This window comes from Novosphingobium panipatense (assembly GCF_900182875.1).
Lineage (GTDB): Bacteria > Pseudomonadota > Alphaproteobacteria > Sphingomonadales > Sphingomonadaceae > Novosphingobium > Novosphingobium panipatense.
Genome location: NZ_FXUI01000003.1, coordinates 12,842 through 32,331 on the forward strand (window position 1 = coordinate 12,842; position 19,490 = coordinate 32,331).

General features: G+C 61.2%; 17 protein-coding genes. 13 read left to right on the forward strand and 4 right to left on the reverse strand.

Features of this window, described 5'->3' with window-relative positions; all coding sequences use genetic code 11:
- The first annotated feature begins 89 nt into the window (after positions 1 to 89).
- The gene (locus QOL62_RS05385) at positions 90 to 1,394 is read left to right on the forward strand and encodes an Ivy family c-type lysozyme inhibitor (RefSeq protein ID WP_080993750.1); all 1,305 of its coding nucleotides are present in this window, start codon (positions 90 to 92) and stop codon (positions 1,392 to 1,394) included.
- Here QOL62_RS05385 and QOL62_RS05390 read toward each other — a convergent pair.
- From QOL62_RS05390 to QOL62_RS05400, 3 genes are read right to left on the reverse strand one after another with little or no spacing between them, the layout of a single operon-like run.
- The gene (locus QOL62_RS05390) at positions 1,384 to 2,400 is read right to left on the reverse strand and encodes a tyrosine-type recombinase/integrase (protein ID WP_007015936.1); all 1,017 of its coding nucleotides are present in this window, start codon (positions 2,398 to 2,400) and stop codon (positions 1,384 to 1,386) included. The genes QOL62_RS05385 and QOL62_RS05390 overlap by 11 nt on opposite strands.
- Positions 2,397 to 3,311 (reverse strand): tyrosine-type recombinase/integrase, encoded by a 915-nt coding sequence (locus QOL62_RS05395; protein WP_125962521.1) that lies wholly within the window; start codon positions 3,309 to 3,311, stop codon positions 2,397 to 2,399. The genes QOL62_RS05390 and QOL62_RS05395 overlap by 4 nt, the downstream gene beginning before the upstream one ends.
- Entirely contained in the window at positions 3,305 to 4,852 is a 1,548-nt protein-coding gene (locus tag QOL62_RS05400; protein ID WP_016510927.1) for a tyrosine-type recombinase/integrase, read from the reverse strand. Before QOL62_RS05400 ends, QOL62_RS05395 begins: the two co-directional genes overlap by 7 nt.
- Positions 4,853 to 5,061: 209 nt before the next feature.
- Here QOL62_RS05400 and QOL62_RS05405 point away from each other — a divergent pair, with 209 nt between their 5' ends.
- From QOL62_RS05405 to QOL62_RS05415, 3 genes are read left to right on the forward strand one after another with little or no spacing between them, the layout of a single operon-like run.
- A complete protein-coding gene (locus QOL62_RS05405; RefSeq protein ID WP_283405801.1) occupies positions 5,062 to 6,753 on the forward strand; it encodes a strawberry notch C-terminal domain-containing protein in 1,692 nt (563 codons plus the stop codon).
- A gap of 53 nt (positions 6,754 to 6,806) precedes the next feature.
- On the forward strand, positions 6,807 to 7,220 hold the full coding sequence (locus tag QOL62_RS05410; RefSeq protein WP_283405492.1) for an MbcA/ParS/Xre antitoxin family protein: 414 nt from the start codon (positions 6,807 to 6,809) through the stop codon (positions 7,218 to 7,220).
- Entirely contained in the window at positions 7,217 to 7,951 is a 735-nt protein-coding gene (locus QOL62_RS05415) for an RES family NAD+ phosphorylase (RefSeq protein WP_283405493.1), read from the forward strand. Before QOL62_RS05410 ends, QOL62_RS05415 begins: the two co-directional genes overlap by 4 nt.
- Before the next feature lie 65 nt (positions 7,952 to 8,016).
- Here the strand turns inward: QOL62_RS05415 and QOL62_RS05420 are convergent, their stop codons facing one another.
- Positions 8,017 to 8,529, reverse strand: a complete 513-nt coding sequence (locus QOL62_RS05420; RefSeq protein ID WP_283405494.1) for a DUF6933 domain-containing protein — start codon at positions 8,527 to 8,529, stop codon at positions 8,017 to 8,019.
- 430 nt (positions 8,530 to 8,959) lie between these two features.
- On the opposite strand from QOL62_RS05420, the gene QOL62_RS05425 reads away from it, so the two are divergent.
- The 9 genes from QOL62_RS05425 (at position 8,960) to QOL62_RS05465 (ending at position 19,439) form a co-directional block, all read left to right on the forward strand.
- Entirely contained in the window at positions 8,960 to 10,654 is a 1,695-nt protein-coding gene (locus QOL62_RS05425) for a class I SAM-dependent methyltransferase (RefSeq protein ID WP_283405495.1), read from the forward strand.
- A 272-nt stretch (positions 10,655 to 10,926) separates the two neighbouring features.
- Entirely contained in the window at positions 10,927 to 11,220 is a 294-nt protein-coding gene (locus QOL62_RS05430) for a helix-turn-helix domain-containing protein (RefSeq protein ID WP_283405496.1), read from the forward strand.
- Entirely contained in the window at positions 11,210 to 11,953 is a 744-nt protein-coding gene (locus QOL62_RS05435) for an HNH endonuclease (RefSeq protein ID WP_283405497.1), read from the forward strand. Before QOL62_RS05430 ends, QOL62_RS05435 begins: the two co-directional genes overlap by 11 nt.
- Positions 11,950 to 12,177 carry an ABC-three component system middle component 6 gene (locus tag QOL62_RS05440; RefSeq protein ID WP_283405498.1) on the forward strand — a complete coding sequence of 76 codons (228 nt, stop codon included), beginning with the start codon at positions 11,950 to 11,952 and terminating at the stop codon, positions 12,175 to 12,177. The genes QOL62_RS05435 and QOL62_RS05440 overlap by 4 nt, the downstream gene beginning before the upstream one ends.
- The gene (locus QOL62_RS05445) at positions 12,174 to 13,919 is read left to right on the forward strand and encodes a DUF2326 domain-containing protein (protein ID WP_283405499.1); all 1,746 of its coding nucleotides are present in this window, start codon (positions 12,174 to 12,176) and stop codon (positions 13,917 to 13,919) included. Before QOL62_RS05440 ends, QOL62_RS05445 begins: the two co-directional genes overlap by 4 nt.
- 46 nt (positions 13,920 to 13,965) lie before the next feature.
- Entirely contained in the window at positions 13,966 to 14,781 is an 816-nt protein-coding gene (locus QOL62_RS05450; protein ID WP_283405500.1) for a hypothetical protein, read from the forward strand.
- Between the two features lie 7 nt (positions 14,782 to 14,788).
- Positions 14,789 to 15,586: a TIGR02391 family protein gene (locus QOL62_RS05455; protein WP_283405501.1), complete on the forward strand. Its 798-nt coding sequence runs from the start codon at positions 14,789 to 14,791 to the stop codon at positions 15,584 to 15,586.
- Positions 15,587 to 15,723: 137 nt separating this feature from the next.
- On the forward strand, positions 15,724 to 17,169 hold the full coding sequence (locus QOL62_RS05460; protein WP_283405502.1) for a hypothetical protein: 1,446 nt from the start codon (positions 15,724 to 15,726) through the stop codon (positions 17,167 to 17,169).
- 281 nt (positions 17,170 to 17,450) lie between these two features.
- Positions 17,451 to 19,439: a ParB/RepB/Spo0J family partition protein gene (locus QOL62_RS05465; RefSeq protein WP_283405503.1), complete on the forward strand. Its 1,989-nt coding sequence runs from the start codon at positions 17,451 to 17,453 to the stop codon at positions 19,437 to 19,439.
- Positions 19,440 to 19,490: the final 51 nt, after the last annotated feature.

A 19,490-nucleotide genomic window follows, 5' to 3' on the forward strand; every position in this document is an offset into this window, starting at 1 on the left:
TGGTGCAGGTTGTAGAAGATCCCCGAGGCAGTCGTTCGTCGCTTTCAATCGAGGTCCCGATGCAAGGCTGTCCGCCATGGAGATTTGCCATGCCGAGCAAACTGCCCAAGCGCCCCATTATCGTTTTTCTCGCAGGGATTTTTCTGGGCTTGCCCGGCGTCGCATGTGCAGTGACATTGACGTCATTAAAAGGCATGGATCTCGAAGGAAGCTATGGCTCGTATGCGCCGCGTGGCGATTGCTCCCGAGGGGCGAGCCTTGAGATCAACGAAACCGGTTTTACTTTCAAAGCGTCTGGTCAGACTGTAAAAAGCACCCGGTTTGAGTACGCGGCTTCGTTTCTTGGCCCGACCTATGAAGGCATTAGCGCGGTCTTTTTTCCTTTTCCTGTCAATGCCAACGATTTCGGACGCGTGATCTTGACGGTCAATGACGACGAAAAGCGAGGCGTAGTCCGCCTTGAAGCAGACGTCGCGCCGGGACAGCGCCTGGATCCGTTCAAGTCAGCGCTCGTGTCGCAATCCCCATTGCTCTTGTGCAATGGGTCTGGGCTGGCATCTGCTGCTTCAAAAGCACCGCTGCAAGCAAGGCCAGTCTTGGGAAAACCGACGCCGCTAACCTGGACCAATCTTGCCAGTTCCGTAGGGAAATTCCAAAGTGATTCCGATCCCAACGGAATAGATCTTTTGACAAGTGGTCCGATAGCTGACGCGATACGTTCGCGTTTGGGCCGCAAAACAGACCTGCTGGCCAGCAATCTTTCGGCGATATCCGGTCTCCAGCGACAAGGGTCTCTCTATTGGGTTACCGGAAATGCGCCGCATCAAGGCGGTGTAGAGCAAGCCTATGTTTTGCTTGATGCAAATCGCCGTGCTGTTCAAATTGGCCTTTGGGAAAAGGGAAAGTTGACGGTCTATGCGCCTCAAGGAGGCCGCTTGCCCGTGCCCCAGGACATTGCTCGCCTGCTTATGGACAGCCCACCTGAGGACGCAGTGCCACTGCCTGGGACTGCTTGGGAGGTCGTGCCGGTCCAAGGTCGCGCCCCAATGGCCTATGTCGATGTAGCTGCTTCGCCAAACATCAAGTCGTTTAGCCTGTTTTGTGAAGGCAACCGCCCCATGATGGCCATGCTCCTTAACAAGCCCGCGACGGTGCCGCGCGTTACGGTTACATGGAATTTTGCTGGTCGATTAATTGACATTCCGACCGGCCGCGCTAACGCTCAGAGCACGTTTTGGCAGGCCAACCTCACTGGTTCCCAACTCATTCCGATGCTTCTCCGTCAAAACGGTTCGGTTATGCTGCGCATCAACGGCCGCCTCGAAGGCGAAGCTTTGTTGGCGGGAGCGCCACTGGCGCTTCGGACTGCGATGCGGAACTGTGTCAAATTTTGACATGACCTCCTGCACGTATTTCCTGAAGCATTGATAGTAGATCGTCGCTTTGCGGCTTGAAGCGCCCGGGCCTGATGGCAGGGGCGCCGTGCGCCGCGAGAATTTGCAGCTTTTCCTCGGGATCGGCGCGCAAATAGGTCTCAGTGCTCTGGATGCTGGCGTGCCCGAGCCATAATGCGACCTTGCGAATGTCCCCGGTCGCCGCGAGCGTGTGCATTGCGCAGGAATGGCGCAGCACGTGCGGTGTTACGCGCTTGCCAAGGATCGACGGCTGCTTCTCTGCCGCGCGCTTGACGTGCTCCGCCAAACGGAACGCAAATCCGTCGCGGGTCATGGGTTGCCCGCTGGCATTGAGGAATATCTCGGCAGCTTGCGCATCGGGACGGATCGCAAGCCACGCGCGCAATGCGAACTGAGTCTCCTTCCAGAGCGGGAGGACCCGTTCACGCCGTCCCTTGCCCATGATGTGCACGGTGGACAGGAAGCGGTCCGGGAAATCGCGCAGTTGTAGCGTTACGAGTTCCGACACCCTCAGCCCGCCAGCATAGGCCAGATGCAGCATTGCGCGATCGCGGGTGCCAAGGCGTGTCCGGGGATCCGGGGCGTCGAGCAAAGCCTTGATCTCTGCCCGGTCGAGGTAGTCGATCAGCGCCTTGTCGGTCTTCTTGGTAGGGATCGATCTGACGCGAAGGGCCTGATCCAGGCAGGCCGGAATACGATACTCGATGTAGCGGAAGAAGGACCGGATCGCGGCGAGCCTGCCATTGCGGGTCCGAACACAGCTGCCGCGACCGTTCTCGACATGGTCAAGGAAGGCCATGATCATGTCGGTGCCGAGATCCTCGATCTCGAGATCGGTCGGCCGACGCTTCAGCCGATCGGCAGCGAACTGGACCAGGAGGACAAAGCAGTTGGCATAGGTCTTCACCGTGTGCGGACTGACAGCACGTTCGCGCGGTAGATGTTCACGCAGGTAGATCGAGAGATGCGGAGCGAGTGCCGTCATGCCGCTTCTCCCCGGTAAAGTTGCTCGCTGGCGACAGCGATATCGCGCAGCAGCACCGGAGTGGCCTCGAGATACCAATAGGTGTTGGCGACCGACGCATGCCCCAGATATACGCTGAGTCCGGCCATGTGGTGTGCGATGGCTTCCCTGTCGCGCGGACAGGACTCAAGGGAACGCACGGCGAAAGTGTGCCGCAGGTCGTGTAACCGCATCCCGGCCGTTCCGGTCGGTCCGCGGTATCCGAGCTGCCGGGCCAGCCTGACGAACACCACGTGGGCGCGCACCTTGTGTGGTGCTCTCCCCCGAATGGTCACGAACAGGTCATTGCCCGTGGCGCCAAGCCTTGCTCGGGTGGCGAGATATGCTTCGAGCGCCTGACGGGTCGATGGCTGCAAGGTAATCAGCCGCTGCTTGCCGAACTTGCCGTTGCGGACGATCAGGCCATCCTCGACCAGATCGTTGCATTGAAGAGCGAGGGCCTCGGAAATCCGGAGACCTGTCGCCGCCAGCAAGCCGAACAAATAATGGTACGTGTATGGGCTGATCGTGTCTTGGGACGCAACGTCCAACGCCGCGGTCATGATCGCCCGGACCTGTTCCGGTTCGATGATGGTCGGGGTCGGGCGTGGCCGCTTGCCCCGACCGAAGACACCGACAGGCGGAACCTCGTAAACTGGATCATCGGCTTGGATAAAGCGGCTGAAGTTGCGAACGGTATCAAACCTCCGGCGGGCCACATTTTGCGAACTCGCCGTGTGGCACCAGTCGTAGATCCGCTGGACTTGGATGTGCCGGTCGCCGAATCCTTCGGCGTAGGCGGCGTACAGGCGCAGCATGCGTTCCTGTTCAGAGAACTTCCGCCCGAGGCTGCGATGCAGCGCCACGTATTTGGAAATGTGGATGTTCAGCATGACTGTTCTCCCGGCCAGGGCTGCGCGATCTTCATGAGCATCGGCAGATCGACCTTGGCGTAGATGGCAGTGGTCTCGGGCGAGCTGTGACGCAGGATGGTCCCGACGGACTCCAGGCCTGCGCCTGCGCGCAGCAGGTTGGTGGCAAGCGAATGCCGGAATATGTGTGACCCGGTCGGCACTCCTTCGATCCCACCGCGGTCGCGCGTACGAGCGACGATGCCCGCGATCTCAGCGGACGAGCGGAATGGCCGAAACGGTGCTTGTGCACGCAGGAACAGATGCTTTTCGGCGGTCTTCGGGCGGGCTGCCGCAAGATATGCCAGGATCGCGTCGCCAACATCCTGCGGCAATGGCAGGCGGTCCGGTCGACGCGTCTTGCCCTTGACCGTCAGGTGGCCGGATCGCCAGTCGATGTCGTCGAGACGCATGTCCTGAATATCGGCAGCCCGCAGGCCGAGCCTGGCGAGCAGGAGAATGATGGCCTTGTCCCGGACTTCCACCGGACGATCTGTCGGACAGGCCGCAATGATCCTCTCGATCGTTGCCGGGTCGACATGGCGCGGCAGCGTCGAAAGGCGGTAGCGCTGCACTGATGGAACTGCATGCAATAAAGCCGGCCGGCACTCGCCACGCACGACCAGAAACCGGATGTAGCTCCTCATTATCGTGACGAGCAGCGATGCCGAGCCCGGCGTCTCCTTGCTTCGTCGTTGGAATGCGCTCCTGAGTCCGGCGGCATCCCATTGCGCAGGCTCGCCCAGCATTGGCATGAGCCGTCTGATATCAGTCCGGTAGCGCCGGATCGTCTCGTCCGTGGCGCCGCGGTGTTGCTTGAGCCATGCCAAGTAAGCCGACATGTGCGGGTCATCGTCCGCCACCGGTTCAACCAATGGGATGGCGCCCCGGCCTCGCAGGAACTCGACGAAGTGCCGTGCGCATCGCCGCCGCCGCTTGGTGCCCGTTGCGACCAGCTTGCCCCGCTTGCGCCAGACCGGGCATCGGCAATCATGCGCTGCATAGTGGTCGATGATCGCGTCATCGATCTCGATCCATTGGCGCCGCGCCATGCGAAGCCAGGCCACGAAATGCTCGGCCTCGGACCGATAGGCCTGTGCCGGTCCCTCGGCAAGTTGCAGGCGATCGATCGCATCGGAATAGTCGGCGAGGTGCCGTGGCAGATCGTCGATCCCGTCGTCGACTTCGACGTAGCCTTGATCTTCCAGGAACCGGACGAAGCGCCTGACCCTTGCTGCTTGGTCAGCCTTGTAGTGCGCTTGCTGCGCCGAATACCGGTGGCACCGGCACCCATGCTTCTCGAACCGCCGGACAGCCCGATCGTCAATCGTGCGGATCGCGATCTTATGCAGGCCCAGCCAATGCAGGAAATGGCGGACCGCCGCGCCATACAGAACCGCACAGCCTGACTTCTCGTCGAGCGACAGAGAGGAGAGGAATGCGGTGAGAAGGGCGCCGTGACTGGGCGGGTCTTCGACCCGGAGCGGGGCCGCTCGAAACGGCAATGATGATCTTGATCGCATGTTGGTTCCTTCGACTTGTTGAGGTCGAGGGAACCGTAATTATCTGGAGTGAAATCATGGGAAACCGAAGGAAACCTGCGCCTCCCGCCACCACGCTCGACATAAACTGCGACTGCAAAGAATATGTGATCGACTATCTCGCCAAGAGCTTTCCTGTCCGCCTGATGGCGGTGTTCACAGACGAAAACGGCAACCCTCGGTCCGAGCCGATGAGCGACGAGCAAGGCGCTCCCGTGTTTTGCCGCTCTGCGCTTGCCGCGCGCGACCGGATGATCGAGCAGCTCTGCGCTTTGCCACCGATAGCCACTGCACTTGATGCCATCATCGAACGCTTCGGCGTTGATCAGGTGGCGGAAGTCACCGGTCGCACGCGTCGGCTCATCATCGGACGCGATGGCCTTCAGAAACTCCAATCGCGGTCACCCCGTGCCAATGTCGCCGAGACCCAGGCCTTCATGGACGGCGCCAAGCGCATCCTGGTCTTCTCCGACGCCGGGGGAACCGGGCGCAGCTACCATGCAGATCTTGCCGCCAGGAACCAGGCCCGCCGGGTCCACTTCCTCCTTGAGCCGGGCTGGCGGGCTGATGCGGCAATCCAAGGGCTTGGCCGCACCAATCGGACCAATCAGGCTTCGGCCCCGCTGTTCAGGCCGGTGACAACCGATGTGCGCGGTGAGCGGCGGTTCATTTCGACGATTGCGCGGCGTCTGGACAGCCTTGGCGCTCTGACGCGCGGGCAGCGCCAGACCGGCGGACAGAACCTGTTTGATCCAGCTGATAATCTCGAAAGCATCTACGCCAAGGAGGCGCTCCACCGCTGGTTCGGCCTCTTGTTCACAGGCAAGCTCGAAGCGGTCAGCCTCGGGCGCTTTCAGGAACTGACGGGCCTGCGGATCGAAGCGCTCAACGGATCAATGGTCGATGACCTGCCGTCGATCCAGCGGTGGCTCAACCGCATCCTGGCGCTTCCTATCGCCCTGCAGAACTCCATCTTCGATGAGTTCATGGGGCTGGTCGAAGCGCGCATCGATGCCGCCCGGCAGGCCGGCACGCTCGATCTCGGCCTCGAGACCATCGCGGTCGAGGAGTTCACGATCCTGTCGGACACGTTGCTGCGCACCGATCCGGCATCGGGCGCGACCACCCATCTGCTGGAACTGGAAATCGCCAGAGCCCTGAAGCCGCTGACGCTGAAGCGGCTCGAGGAGCTCCACGGCATCGCTGGGCAGCGGCAGCGGCCTGTTCGAAACGCCCGTTCAGGACGGGTCGCATTGCTGGTGCCCGCTCGCAGCATTCTTGCCGATGACGGCACGCGCGTGACCCGCTTCGAATTGCTGCGTCCGCTCAAACGCAGTCACATCACCGAGGATCAGCTCACTGAGAGCAGCTGGGAGTATATCTCCGTCGACGCTTTCCACGATGCCTGGTCAACCGAGGTCGAGGAAGCTCGGACCAGCCACAAGCGCGAGCGCCTCTATCTTGCGACGGGCCTCCTGCTTCCGGTCTGGGACAAGCTCCCTTCGGATTTCGTGAGGGTCAGCCGAATCTCGGCGGCGGATGGTCGTTCGCTCCTTGGCCGGGAGGTTCCCGTCCATTGTGTTCCACACCTGCGCCAGGCGCTGGGTCTCGAGCGCGAACAGACGCTGTCCGCCGATGACATTGTCCAGACCGTCCTGGCAACGGGCCGGGCCATGGAATTCGCGGGCCGCGAGCAGCTCGTGGTCAAACGCAGCTTGGTCAATGGCTCACATCGAATTGAGCTGACCGGTTGGAGCGTAACCCGCCTCGACTGGTACAAGGCCCAAGGCTGCTTTACCGAGATCATCCGCTACCAGACCCGGCTTTTCGTGCCGATCGAAGGCGCGGCGAGCGTGATTGCCAGATTGGCATCATCGGCATAGACCATTGCCAAATGGCATTATCTGGAATATATGATGCCAAATGGAGAAATGCCATGCTGGCTCTGCAACCCGTTGATACTGCCGTTACCGCCTTCCGTCCTGATCCGATTACCCAGGACGAGGCGGCTGCCATGTTCCGGGCGGTCCTTAATCTGTTCGGCAAATGGGAGCTGACCGACGAGCAGGCTGCAACGTTGCTCGACATGCCGGTGCGCTCCTATCGCCGATGGAAGGCGGAAGGACCCGGGCGTATTTCGCGCGACGGGCGTGCGCGCCTCTCCAACCTCATGGGCATCCACAAGGCGCTCCGGATCATTTTTTCCGAGGCGCCCCGTGGTTACGCGTGGATCAGGGCAGCGAATGAGGCTTTCGCGGGCTCCAGCGCGCTCGACCTGATGCTCGGGGGCGAACTTACCGACATCATGCGGGTGCGTCGCTACCTCGACGCCGAACGTGGTGGCTGGTGAGCGGAACAGCGGATATCCCGGTTTCTCGAGTTGAGTGGAAGGGCGCTGTTCGGATCATCCGCAGTGCCTTTCCACCGATCGACCTGTTCGAGGATATCGCTGATCCTGCCGACTGGCCGCTGCTGATCTCGGCAGAGCAGAAGACCAATCCCCGCATCATGGCGACGATCGGCAATCTCGACCTCGTTCCGGTAGGCCGGCGCGTCGGCGGCAGCGCAGCCTCCTACCTCATGGCGCCATTCACTCATGTCAGCACCGATCGACCAAGCCGTTTTACCGACGGCAGCTTCGGCGTGCTCTATGTTGGGGACCGGTTTGAAACTGCACTGTTCGAGACGATCCACCACCATGCTCGCTTCATGGCGCGAACCAAGGAAGCGCCTGGCTGGACCTCGCAGTTTCGGGAAATCGTCATGACAGTCGATGCAGATTTGCATGATCTCCGAACTCTGGCGGGGGAGCCGGTTCCGGAGCTCGATCCTGACAGCTACGCCGCATCTCAAGCGGTCGCGCGGCAGCTCAGGGGCGCGGGATCGAACGGAATTGCCTACCCGAGCTTCCGGCATCCCAGTGGGGAGTGCGTCGCGCTCTTCTACCCGGACTGCGCGTCAAATCCCCTCAAGGGGCGGCACCTCGACTACCACTGGGATGGGGCGCACGTTGACCTCATGCGTGACGCTGGATCGGGGGCCGTTTTCCGTATCGTCGATTTGCCGCCCGATCCTGTCTGACATCACAGGCTGGGTTTCCGGCCGAGTGCTGGAGGGTTTCTGAGCGCAGTGGGCGGCCAGAAGGCTCATGCCTGCGCACCAGCCTTCACGAGCTCATGAAGCGCTCTGTCTGGCGAAACTGGCCCCTTGTACAGCGGGCTACAAGGTGTCTCGGCCAGCTTAGCCGAAATCACCAGAAGGTCGTCGTCATCGCCCTTTTCATAGGCATAGGCGGCCAGCCAGAACTCGGCCTGGCGAACGAACTCATTGAGGATGCCCACGACGCTCCGGTTCGCAGTTTTTGCGTACTGGACAGTGTCCATCCGCCAGACTTCTTGCGCGATGAATTCAGATGAGACGCCGTGCTTCTTCAGAACCAGCGCCAATTGTGCGGGGAATCTTCGAGCAAGCGTGGCCGCTGGGGCTAGCGGCATAAGCACGGGAAGTAGCGTGCGCTCAGAAACCAGCAAAGCGACTTGCGGCTTCCAGAACAGGACGGTGGCATACCAGTTGCCCAGCGCGGTGTCGCTTTGTCCGGGCTTAGCGATCTCGGGTTGGATCCGATCCAGCAGCTTCTTGGTGCAATGGAGGTGGAGCATTGCGGCCAAGGATAGTGTTCGCTGCTCAGCGAGTCCATTGACGCTACCTGTCGCGCTGTCGGAATGCGATCGTCGACCAAGGCCAGTCGGTCGCACCTAGTGCCAGAAAGGTCTGGTCCGACTGAAAGCGGCCGATCATACTTTTCACAGCGGACCATTGAAAGCGCGCGCATGAGCAACATTATCCAGCCGGTACAGTCATCATCCGTCAACATTCGAGGACGCGTGGCGCAATAACTCTCCGATCGCAAAGGTGGGAACAAGGGCGACGTCGCGGACGTGGTCATATGTCCGCATCGGAAGATTGAGAGTCGGCATCAAAATCTGCACCATTTGACTGAATAGCAAACTGGCTTCGAATGCCGGTTGAACCTATACCTGCCCCGTTGGGGGCAGACCGGTGAGCGACGAAGTAATTGCGGCCTATGATGTGCAGGCGGCTGAGCTTGCCGAGCGTTATGATCACGAAGCGCTACTGGCCGCCTATCGCCCGCTCGACGACCTACTTGACCCAAGGGCAGCTGATGCCCTTGCGCTTGATATCGGCGCCGGGTCGGGGCGTGATGCCGCTTGGCTTGTCGCCAAGGGTTATGAGGTTGTCGCTGTCGAGCCGTCAGCGGGTATGCGGTTCGAGGGAACTCGGCGCCATACTGATGACAAGATCCGCTGGCTCGACGACAGGCTCCCAGCGCTGTCGCGGGTTCACGAACTGGGCCTCGCGTTCGACCTGATCCTCCTGTCAGCTGTGTGGCAGCACATCCCGCCCAACGACCGCGAACGGGCATTCCGCAAAATGACCGCCCTGCTGAAGCCTGGCGGTTTGCTCCTCATGACACTTCGCCAGGGTCCCGCGCCCCAGGACCGTCCGATGCACCCGGTCACTCTGGCGGAAGTGGAAGCGCTCGCCAGGGCATTCGGCCTGGAGGTCTTCAAGGTAGCAGATCAGCACGACGAGCTGTCGCGTGCCGAAGTCAGATGGATCTCTGTCCTTCTGCGCATGCCCGACGAGGGCACCGGCGCACTGCCCTTGATCCGTGGCATCATTCTCGCTGACGACAAATCCTCCACCTACAAGTTGGCGTTGCTCCGTTCGCTTGCGCGGATTGCGGAGCATGCTCCCGCGGCCGTGAGAATAGCGGATGACGAGGTTGATGCCGTCGATGTCCCGCTTGGGCTTGTCGCGCTGTTCTGGCTTCGGATGTATTTGCCACTGGTCCGCGCGGGCCTTCCTCAGGCTCCGAGAAACTCCGGACCTGATGGGCTGGGTTTTGCCCGCGAAGGTTTCAGGGCGTTGCTGGATCTGCAATTCAACGCCGCGGACCTCCGTATTGGCTCATCGTTCGTAGCCGATAGGGCCATGGCCTCGCATGCCGCTATCACGGACGCTGTCCGGACGATCGTAGCGATGCCCGCGAACTTCATCCGTTACACAGGGTCAGGCCAACAGATATTCCGGGCACTCAAGGCGCGTGCAGGCAAGACGCCTCCTTCGATCAGCTTCGACGTTGAGACCCTTTGGGCCTGGGGGGTGCTTCGCGTTCCCGGCCAGATTTGGCGGACAATGTCGCGCTTGGGTTCCTGGATCGAACCCGTCCTCACGACGGAATGGGCCCGTCTGATGAAGGGCTATGCCGAGCGCATGGGGATGGTCTTCCCGCTCGGCCAGGCCGAAGCTGCGCTATCATGGGAAGAGCCGACCCGCGACACCACGCTGGGGCGCGCGGCCGCGCGACGGGTGTTTGACAGCCATGGCAACGTCATATGCTGCTGGTCCGGCAAGGCTTTGACGGCCAAACAACTCGACATTGACCACTGCCTCCCATGGGCGGCTTGGCCATGTGGGGACCTTTGGAATCTTCTCCCGGCGGATCGTCGGATTAATCAGCACCAGAAACGCAACAAGTTGCCCTCTGCTGAGAGGCTTGCTGCCGCGCAGCCTCGTATTGCAGCTTGGTGGGAAACGGCTTGGCTATCAGAGGAGCCGCTGCGCCGCCGATTTGAAAGGGAGGTCGTTGCTGCACTGCCAGTGCAGGACCCTTCGAGTTTGAACGAAGTGTTTGATGGCCTTGCGTGGAGGCGACTCCGACTTCGGCAAGATCAGCAGATCCCAGAATGGGTGCCGTAGGCGCTTTCGACCCAGATCACGCCCTTCCGATGCAGCGCCGGGATGTCGGCATATGACATTACCGGCCATTCTGCGGTCCTGCAGGACATCGAATGGGCGACAAGAATCCACCTACGCGCTCTGCACGCTATCGGCACTCACTAGAGCATCAACAAGCAGCCGGCGACCATCGTCATGCCGACCGGAACCCACAAAACTGAAGTAATAATGGCGGTCCAAACAGCCAAAGGGCAGTGGCTGAGGCGGTCGTTCAGCGCGACTGACGAATGTAGGTGGAAGGCCGGCGCGAACAGCGGCAGATCGCCGGCAAGGCGCATACGGAGATCGCCTCCGCCCTCAACATCAACCACCCTTCGGCCTCTCAGATCGAGCGGCAAATTGATATGTATCTCTCCACGCTTCGCAGCTATGTCGAGGCCATGGGGGGAGAACTCGAACTGACGGTCGCGATGCCTAAACGGCCCACCTTGCGGATTCACCAGTTCGGCGATGCCGCTACTCCTCCGCAGGCTGCGGGCCGAGGCCGTCGCACGCGCGCGCAGATCGGCGGTCGCCGTGGGCGCTAGTTATCCAACGAGAATCATCCTGGCGTTTCGGAGTGGTGGCGTCTGTGCTTTCCCGAAGTGCGGCAAGCATCTCACCTACGACGCCCAGGTGGGAGACGACACCTATGTCGGCGAAGCGGCCCACATCCGTGGCGAGAAACCGACCGCGGCCCGCTATGACGCCTCGATGACCGATGACGAGCGCGATAACGTCCGGAACCTTATCTATCTCTGCACCGATCACCACACGATCATCGACAAGGTCGAGGCCGATTGGCCGGCCGCGACCCTTCTGCAACTGAAGGAAAGCCACGAGAATCAGGTCCGCCAAGCCATGGAAGAGGCCTTTGCTGACGTCGCCTTTCCCGAATTGCAGAACGCCGTCTCTTGGGTCGCGAGCCAAGCGCCGGCTCCAAATGGCTCTTTCGATCTCCTCGCGCCGGACGAGAAGATCAAAAAGAACGCGCTTTCGAATGGATCTCGTCACATCATCGCTGCGGGCCTGACTTCGCGAGCCACCGTTGGCGACTATGTCGAGGCCGAAGCGCAGCTCGATCCTGACTTTCCCGAACGGCTGAAGGCCGGCTTCCTCGAAGAATATTATGCTCGCCGGAAGGAGGGGCAAAAGGGCGACGAGCTTTTCGAGCTGATGTGCGCCTTTGCCCAGCGCGGTCTCCGTCGACAAGCCGACAAGACCGCAGGCATCGCTGTTCTGATCTATCTCTTCGAAATCTGCGACGTGTTTGAAAAATGATTCTTCCGACCAAACATATCCCGCAGAACGAGGCGCTGATCGGCGTCGGCGCCACGTTGCTCGCGCATCTCGGCATGCCTATGACCGTTTCGGGCCTGTGGGAGCATCTGCGCACGGAACCGAACGTCGGGAACTTCGAGCGGTTCGTGCTGGCCTCGAACCTCCTCTATCTGATCGGTGCAATCGAGATCCGAGACGGCCTTATCGTCAGGACCGCCTCATGATTAGAGCTGTTCGCGCCAACCAGAAAGGCTTTCACACCGCGCTCCTTCAGCCGGGTGTCAATCTTATCCTAGCCGACCGATCCACCTCGGCCGGCGACAAGGACACGACGAACGCCCTGGGCAAATCTACGCTCATCGAGATCATCGATTTCTGCCTCGCCAGCAATACCTCACCCGGGAAAGGGCTTCGCATCGAGGCTTTGCAGGGTTGGGCGTTCACGCTGGAACTCTCCCTATCCGGCCGCGAGGTCGCCGTGACGCGGGCGACCGATACGCCCGGATTCTTCGCGATCGAAGGAGCCGCCGAGGACTGGCCTGTCCGGCCAACGCCGAACAAGGAAGGCGTTCCGGGTCTCGACGCCAAGAAATGGCGAGCCGTTCTTGCCTGGGCCCTATTCGGTATTAGCGGTCTGTCGGCGGAATCCGGATACAAGCCCTCGGCGCGGTCGCTGCTTTCCTATTTCGTGCGCAACCAGACAGCCGCCTACAACATCCCCTTCAAGCATTTCGACAATCAGAAGACTTGGGACATTCAGGTCCACAATGCTTTCCTTCTCGGCTTGAATTGGGAGAAGGCCGCGACCTGGCAGCAGCTCAAAGATCAAAAGAACGCGCTCGATGCGCTCAAACAGGCGATCAAGACCGGAGCCGTTGACGGCGAACTGGCCTCGCTCGGTGAACTCGAAGCCGAGCGCCTGCGCCTTGCAACCCAGCTTGAGCGTGAACGCGAGGCGCTGTCGAATTTTCGCGTTCTTCCACAGTACCGTGAAATCGAGAGTCAGGCGAACCTTCTGACCAGCGAAATCCATGGCCTGGTCAACGCCAATATCGTGGATAAGCGCCGGCTCGATCGCTACCGTGACTCGTTGGTTAGCGAGGACGCTCCGACGGAAGACCGTCTGGAAGCCCTTTACGGCGAGGCGGGCATCGCCCTGCCTGGCGCCGTCAAGAAGACGCTGGCGGATGCGCGGGCATTCAATGCCCAGATCATCGCCAATCGCCGTGAATTCATCGCCGGCGAGATTGCCGCGCTGGAAGCTGCCGTCAGCGAGCGTGAGGCCGACATCGCGACCCTCACGGATCGCCGTGCCAACTACCTCAGCGCGCTTGCGGGACAGGGTGCGCTGGAGGAACTTACGCAGTTACAGGAGTTGCATGCAGCCACCCGGCTGAAGGTCGACGAACTCACCAACAGGATCACCCAGCTTCGTCAGATGACCACCAAGGCGGACACGATCAAGGTCGAGACCGTCGAGCTGAAACGCGCGACAACCCTGGACTATGAAGAGCGGCGTGCGCTGTGGTCACAGGCCCTCAGCCTCTTCTCGGAATTCTCGGAGAACCTCTACAAGTCGCCCGGTCGCCTGGTCATCGATATAGATGACACTGGCTACAAATTCGACGTTGAGATCGCGGGCAGCCCGAGCGAGGGCATCAGCAAGATGAAAATCTTCTGCTACGATCTCATGCTGATCTCGTTTGCGCGCCAGCGTGGTCTCGGGATCGACTTCCTGATCCACGACAGCACGATTTTTGACGGTGTTGACCCGCGGCAGCGCGCCCATGCTTTGGAACTTGCCGCCGCGATGGCTGCAAAACACGGTTTCCAGTACATCTGCACACTCAACACCGACATGGTGCCTGTGCGCGACTTTACGTCAGGCTTCGATTACGAGAGCCTCGTCCGCCTCCGGCTCACCGATACTGATCCGACCGGAAGCCTCCTCGGGTTCCGTTATTGAGCGGGGGCGACATGAAGCACGATTATGCAAATAGGGCGTCCCCAGCATGAGATCTGTGCCGTTCACCCGACCCACGCTGATCGCCGCCGTTGAGTTGCTGGAGCAACACAGCCAGGCACGGTTCAACCAGATGGTCCTCCGCCTCGGCCTGGAGGACGAGATTTCCACCAGCACCTCCCTCAGCGTCGCCAACAAGTGCGCCTTGCTGGGCCGAATCGTTGTGCAACGAGCCGACGCCGTGCTCGACACGCTCGAAGGCAGCATGACCCTGGGCGAGGCGGTGATCCGGCAAGCCGCGCAGCTAGCGCAGCGCCACGCTACGCACGCTCTGCAAACAGCCTTCGCACGTGGCCTTGCGCGTGATGGATACGTTTTGACGTGGGACGACTACGGGCGAAACGCGTCCATCCGCGCGGCACTGCCCGGCGACATCCAGCTCCCCCAAACGGACGACGAGGTGCATCAGCTTCTCAAGTCCTTCGGCTTCACAACTCCTCTCGGTCATCTCGACCAGGCCATCGAAGCGCATACCCGCGGCGATTGGGCGGCTTGCAACAGCCAACTCCGGACCTTCCTGGAAAGTCTGTTCGACGACATCGCGCGCAACGTGCGACCACAGGAAGCGGGTCAACGGCCCAGCTCAGAAAACCGGCGCGCTTTGCTCGCTGAGATCGGCTTCCTTGCCACGGATCGCAACGAGTGGACCCAGGACGGCAAGAACTACGTCAACGGCCTCTTCAAAATGCTTCACACAGAGGGTTCGCATCCGGGCCTCTCGGATGAAGACCACAGCACCTTCCGCCTGCATGTCGTTCTCGTCACCGCCAGGACCTTCCTGCGGCGGCTCGCCTACAGTCAGTGAGGCCTATATGGCGTTCTTTTCACAAGATCAGTTGGAAGCGATCGCTGGCGCGCTTGGCGACACTGCAGAAGGCCTGACCGGGCCAGAGATCGAGCACCTGCTTGCGTCGTGCAAGATTGCCGATCCGGGGCCTATGACGAAGCGCGTCCGCATCTATAACGCCTTCGCGGTATGCCAAAACACCAAACGCAACCGCACAAACATCCTTGAGTTCATCCGGCTCGCCATGAAGCCGGCGCGTTACAGCCGCGAGCCGCACCGCTATGAGCCTATGCGGGCTCGCCTAAACCTGGCGTTGGCATTCGCAGGACTTGTGGTCGATGAGTCCGGCGAGTTGAAATCGGCGGATGTCGCCCAGACCTTACCCGAGGCTCAACGGCGCGCTCGCGACTTGCGAGCGGACCTTGAAGGTCGCGGTGTGCACCCCGACGTCCTGAAGTTCTGCCGCGCCGAGCTTCTCGCCGACAATTACTTCCATGCGGTGCAAGAAGCGGTCAAAAGCGTCGCTGACAAGATGCGGTCGCAGACAGGGCTTTCCGACGACGGCGCTACGCTCGTCGATCGGACCCTGGCCGGCAGTACGCCAATGCTTGCGATCAACCCGCTATCCACCGCAAGCCAGCGAAGCGAGCAAAGCGGGTTCGCAAATCTTGTCCGCGGCACCTTCGGCATGTTCCGAAACCCCACTGCGCATGAGGCGCGCATCCACTGGGCGATGTCCAAGGAAGATGCCGAAGACCTTCTCACAATCGTATCGCTCATCCACCGCCGGCTCGATGCCGCCCATATGTCGGCGCGCACATGACCACGAAGGACGCCGACGGAGGACATGACAGTGACCCCGAGCTGGAATCCGATCGGATCGGCCGCATCGGCGAGCGCCAGTTCGAGCTGCTTTGCGAACGCGCGGTGCTCTTCTGCAACAAGAGCACCGTCGACATCATGGGCTGGGACTTCATCGTGGAATTCCCGATGGGATCAGGCGGACAATCGTCGCTGCCGCTCGATCGGCGCCAGACCAATGCCGCCCGGGTCCAACTGAAGTCGACGCTCGGCCGCACCGGAAACCGCATCCGACTCAGTCTGTCCGCCATTGATCGCCTCGCCAAGGATCCTCGGCCGGCGCTGATCATCGTCTTCCGAATGCGAGCCGATGGTGAAATCCAGTCGGCCTACCTCGTCCATCTAATCGGCCACGAACTCGCCCGGGTGCTCAAGCGATTGCGATTGGCGGAGGCTCGAAAAGCGCACGACATCAATCGTGTCGACATCAGCTATGACTATGAGAAAGTCGGGCAGCGTTTCGAGCCGACTGCCGCTGGCCTCTCGGCGGCCTTGTCGGCCGCCTGCGGACAAGATCCAGGCGCCTATACCGCGGAGAAGCAGCGGCAGCTCGATGAACTCGGCTATGAGAACGGCCAGTTCGAAGCCGAGGCGCTACTCCAGATCGAGGGTCCGGAGCATTTCGCCAACCTGCTGCTCGGTCTTGCGCCCCTGAAACCGCACCGTTTGCGTGTCTACGATAGCCGCTTCGGCATCCGCCTTCCGTATCAAGGCACGCTATTCGACGACATCGAGGAACTTCGACTGACGCCGCCGTCGCTCGGATCATGCGAGATCGCGATCCGAGGCCCCGGGTTCGCGCAGGCGGCGCGGTTCGATGGCGAGATGTTCATCGGACCGCCATTGGCGGAGCTAAATGGACCAGAACTCCTCATCCGCTCCGCAGACTTCATCCTACGTTTGACACCGACTGGCCTAAAGTTCGAAAGCGTCGGCTCGATCGATGATGTGCAACGTACCCTTACGGAGTGGGCGGAGCTACTTCGTGCTCTCACGCTCATGGCGACGGGCCGAGCGACCTTGGCGATCACCGGAAACCATCGGATCCCGCCAATCACATTCCCGGTCGACCAACCCATTACGGGGCCATACCTCGAAGAAATTCCAATTATATCCGTATTTGCAGACGGGTGGATGCGCCTGCTCACGAATGCTGGCATGCGTTCCACCGATTGCTTTCAATTCGATGCCTTCTGGGAGGCGAAGGAAGCACGGATGGCCGTGGACATCTTGCTGAACCCACAGTCTGAGGCTCGCTTCGAATTCCAATCATTTGGAATTGAAGAGACGTCGCTCCCCCCGGAAGGGCTGTATTTCAACTCGGCGTCGTTTGCCGGAAGCAGCATAACCTTTAGCGCTAAGGTCTTCTTCACCAAGACCGAAGATCCAGACTGGAAGTATCGGTCGACGCGCTTCGAAGCCCTCGATGTTCGCCGGAAAGTCGATGATTTGGAGGAATATGGGGCGGATCAGGCGACACTGTCCGGTCTGAAATTGCTCATCGATCCGAGAAACATCACGATGGTGGCGCCCGGCGCGGGCTAACGGCTTTTCCCGGTCCCTTTCAAGGGCCAAGCGAACTAACCGGAACGTCCAACATGGCGCTCATTCTGAGTCCAGCGAATGAACGGTGGCTTATGGCTAAACCTGTCGTTCAATTGGTGGCCGTGAAACGGCAGCAAAATCCCGACCATGGCCATTCGTCATAGCCCGTTGCTATTGGGAGGTTTGCTGCGAACGCCCCAGAGGGGAGTTGGCTTTGCCCTGATTGAGCCATTTGGGCGTCGAAGGTCGATGCACCGGGCTCACAATCAGGAGTGTGTCCCATGATCAAGTCGATCCCGCTGAACAAACTCGTTCAGTCCCCCCGCAATGTCCGCCGTCACAGTGATCCAGCTGCCGATGCCGAGCTCAAAGCCAGCATCGCAGCCCATGGACTATTGCAGAATCTCATTGTCCGGCCTGGCGCCAAGGGCAAGTTTGAAGTCGAAGCTGGCGAGCGCCGCCGCCGCGCGATGCTGGCGCTCGCGGACGGAAAGCTCCTCGCCCGCGATCACGAAGTCACGTGCCTCGTGCTCGAAGACAGTGCCGAAGCTGCGGTCGAGACCAGCCTCGCGGAGAACTTCCACCGCCTCGCCATGAACCCGGCCGATGAAGCCCAGGCTTTTGCCGCGCTTGTCGCAGGCGGTGCGACCGTCGAAGACGTTGCGCGCCGTTTCGGCCTGACCGTCCGCTTCGTCGAGGGCCGTCTGCGCCTCGCGACGCTTGCGCCCGTCGTGTTCGAGGCACTGGCTTCCGGGGAAATCACCCTCGACATTGCCAAGGCCTTTGGTGCGACTTCCGACCAGGAAATCCAGGCTCGCGTTTTTGAGCAGGTCTCCTCGGCCTACTACGCGCCCAATCCCGACAGCATCCGGCGTATGGTCCTGTCCGGGACTGTCCGGGGCAGCGATCCGCGCGCCCGGCTCGTTGGTCGAGACGCCTATATCGCTGCCGGCGGCCGGATCGAGCGCGAGCTGTTCGACAACGACGACAGCGAATCCTGGGTCGATGTGGCGCTGCTCGAGAGCCTCGCCGCGGCAAAGATGGAAGAACAGGCCAAGGTCCTCGCCGCCGAGCAGGGTCTTGCCTGGGTCAAGCCGACGCTCGATCCCTATGCCAGCCACGACCTGGTCGAAGGGCTGGTCCGGCTTCCTGCCGATCCTGCGCCGCTGACCGAAGCCGAGTTGACGCGGCTCGACGAACTCGATGCCTCCTATGACGAGCATGCGGCGATCCTCGAGGATGAGGACAGTGCCGAGGAGGCTGTGGCAGCCGCCGAAGCGGCGATCGAGGCGATCGAACGCGAGTGTCAGGACATTCGTGCCCGCCCGCCCGTCATCGCGCCCGAGCTCAAGGCCGAGGCAGGGATGATCCTGGTGCTCTCGCGCGATGGCACGCCGGTTCTCCAGCCGGTGTTCTACGGCGAGCGTCAGGCTGAACCCGCCGAAGCTGACGATGAGATCGAAGTCGTTGCCGGCGATGAAGGTTCGGACAGGCGCCGGACGACCTTGTCGAAGCGTCTGGTCGACGAGCTCGCCATGCAGCGCCGCGATGTCTTGGCCCTGCATGTTGCCTCTGATCCCGGACTTGCGCTCGACGTCATGGTCTTCACGCTCGCCGATGCAGACACCCACGACTGGCGCGCGCGCGCCGCAACCACGCTGCGTGCGCCTGTTCCGGCAGGCCCGATCATCGGCTTCGAAGCCAAGGATGCGCCGACGAGCAGCGCGCTTGCCGAGCTCAGGTCCAGTCTCGACGAAAGTTGGCGCTCGGGCACCGATGCGACTTCCCGCTTTGACCTGTTTCGCGCGTTGCCTGATGACAGTCGCGCGGCCTGGCTGGGCTATGTCGTAGCCCGGTCGCTCGAGGCAAGCCTCAACATGTCCGGTGAGCGACAGCTGCCGTTCCAGGACCATCTCGGCAGCCTGATCGGCATCGACATGGCGCAGTGGTGGCGCCCGACAGCCGCCAACTACTTTGACCGGGTGTCGAAGCAGGTGATCCTCGATGCGCTGACCGATGTCGGCGGTCTTGAGCTCTCCTCGCGCTTTGCCTCGGTCAAGAAGGGTGATCTCGCGATGAGCGCCGAGCGCGTGTTCGCCGGCACCTACATCACCGAGATCGAGGTTCGCGAGAAGGCTCTGGCTTGGGTCCCTGAGGTTATGCGCTTCTCTTCCGCTGCGCCTGAGGCTGGCGAATCCGACATCGACGCAGCTGACGCTGGGACTGGTGTCGACGAGGAAACTCATACCCCCCGCGAGCTGGCCGCCTGACCTCCTCCTGACAGGCTCGGCCACTCGTACCTCGAGAAGCGGTCCTTCGGC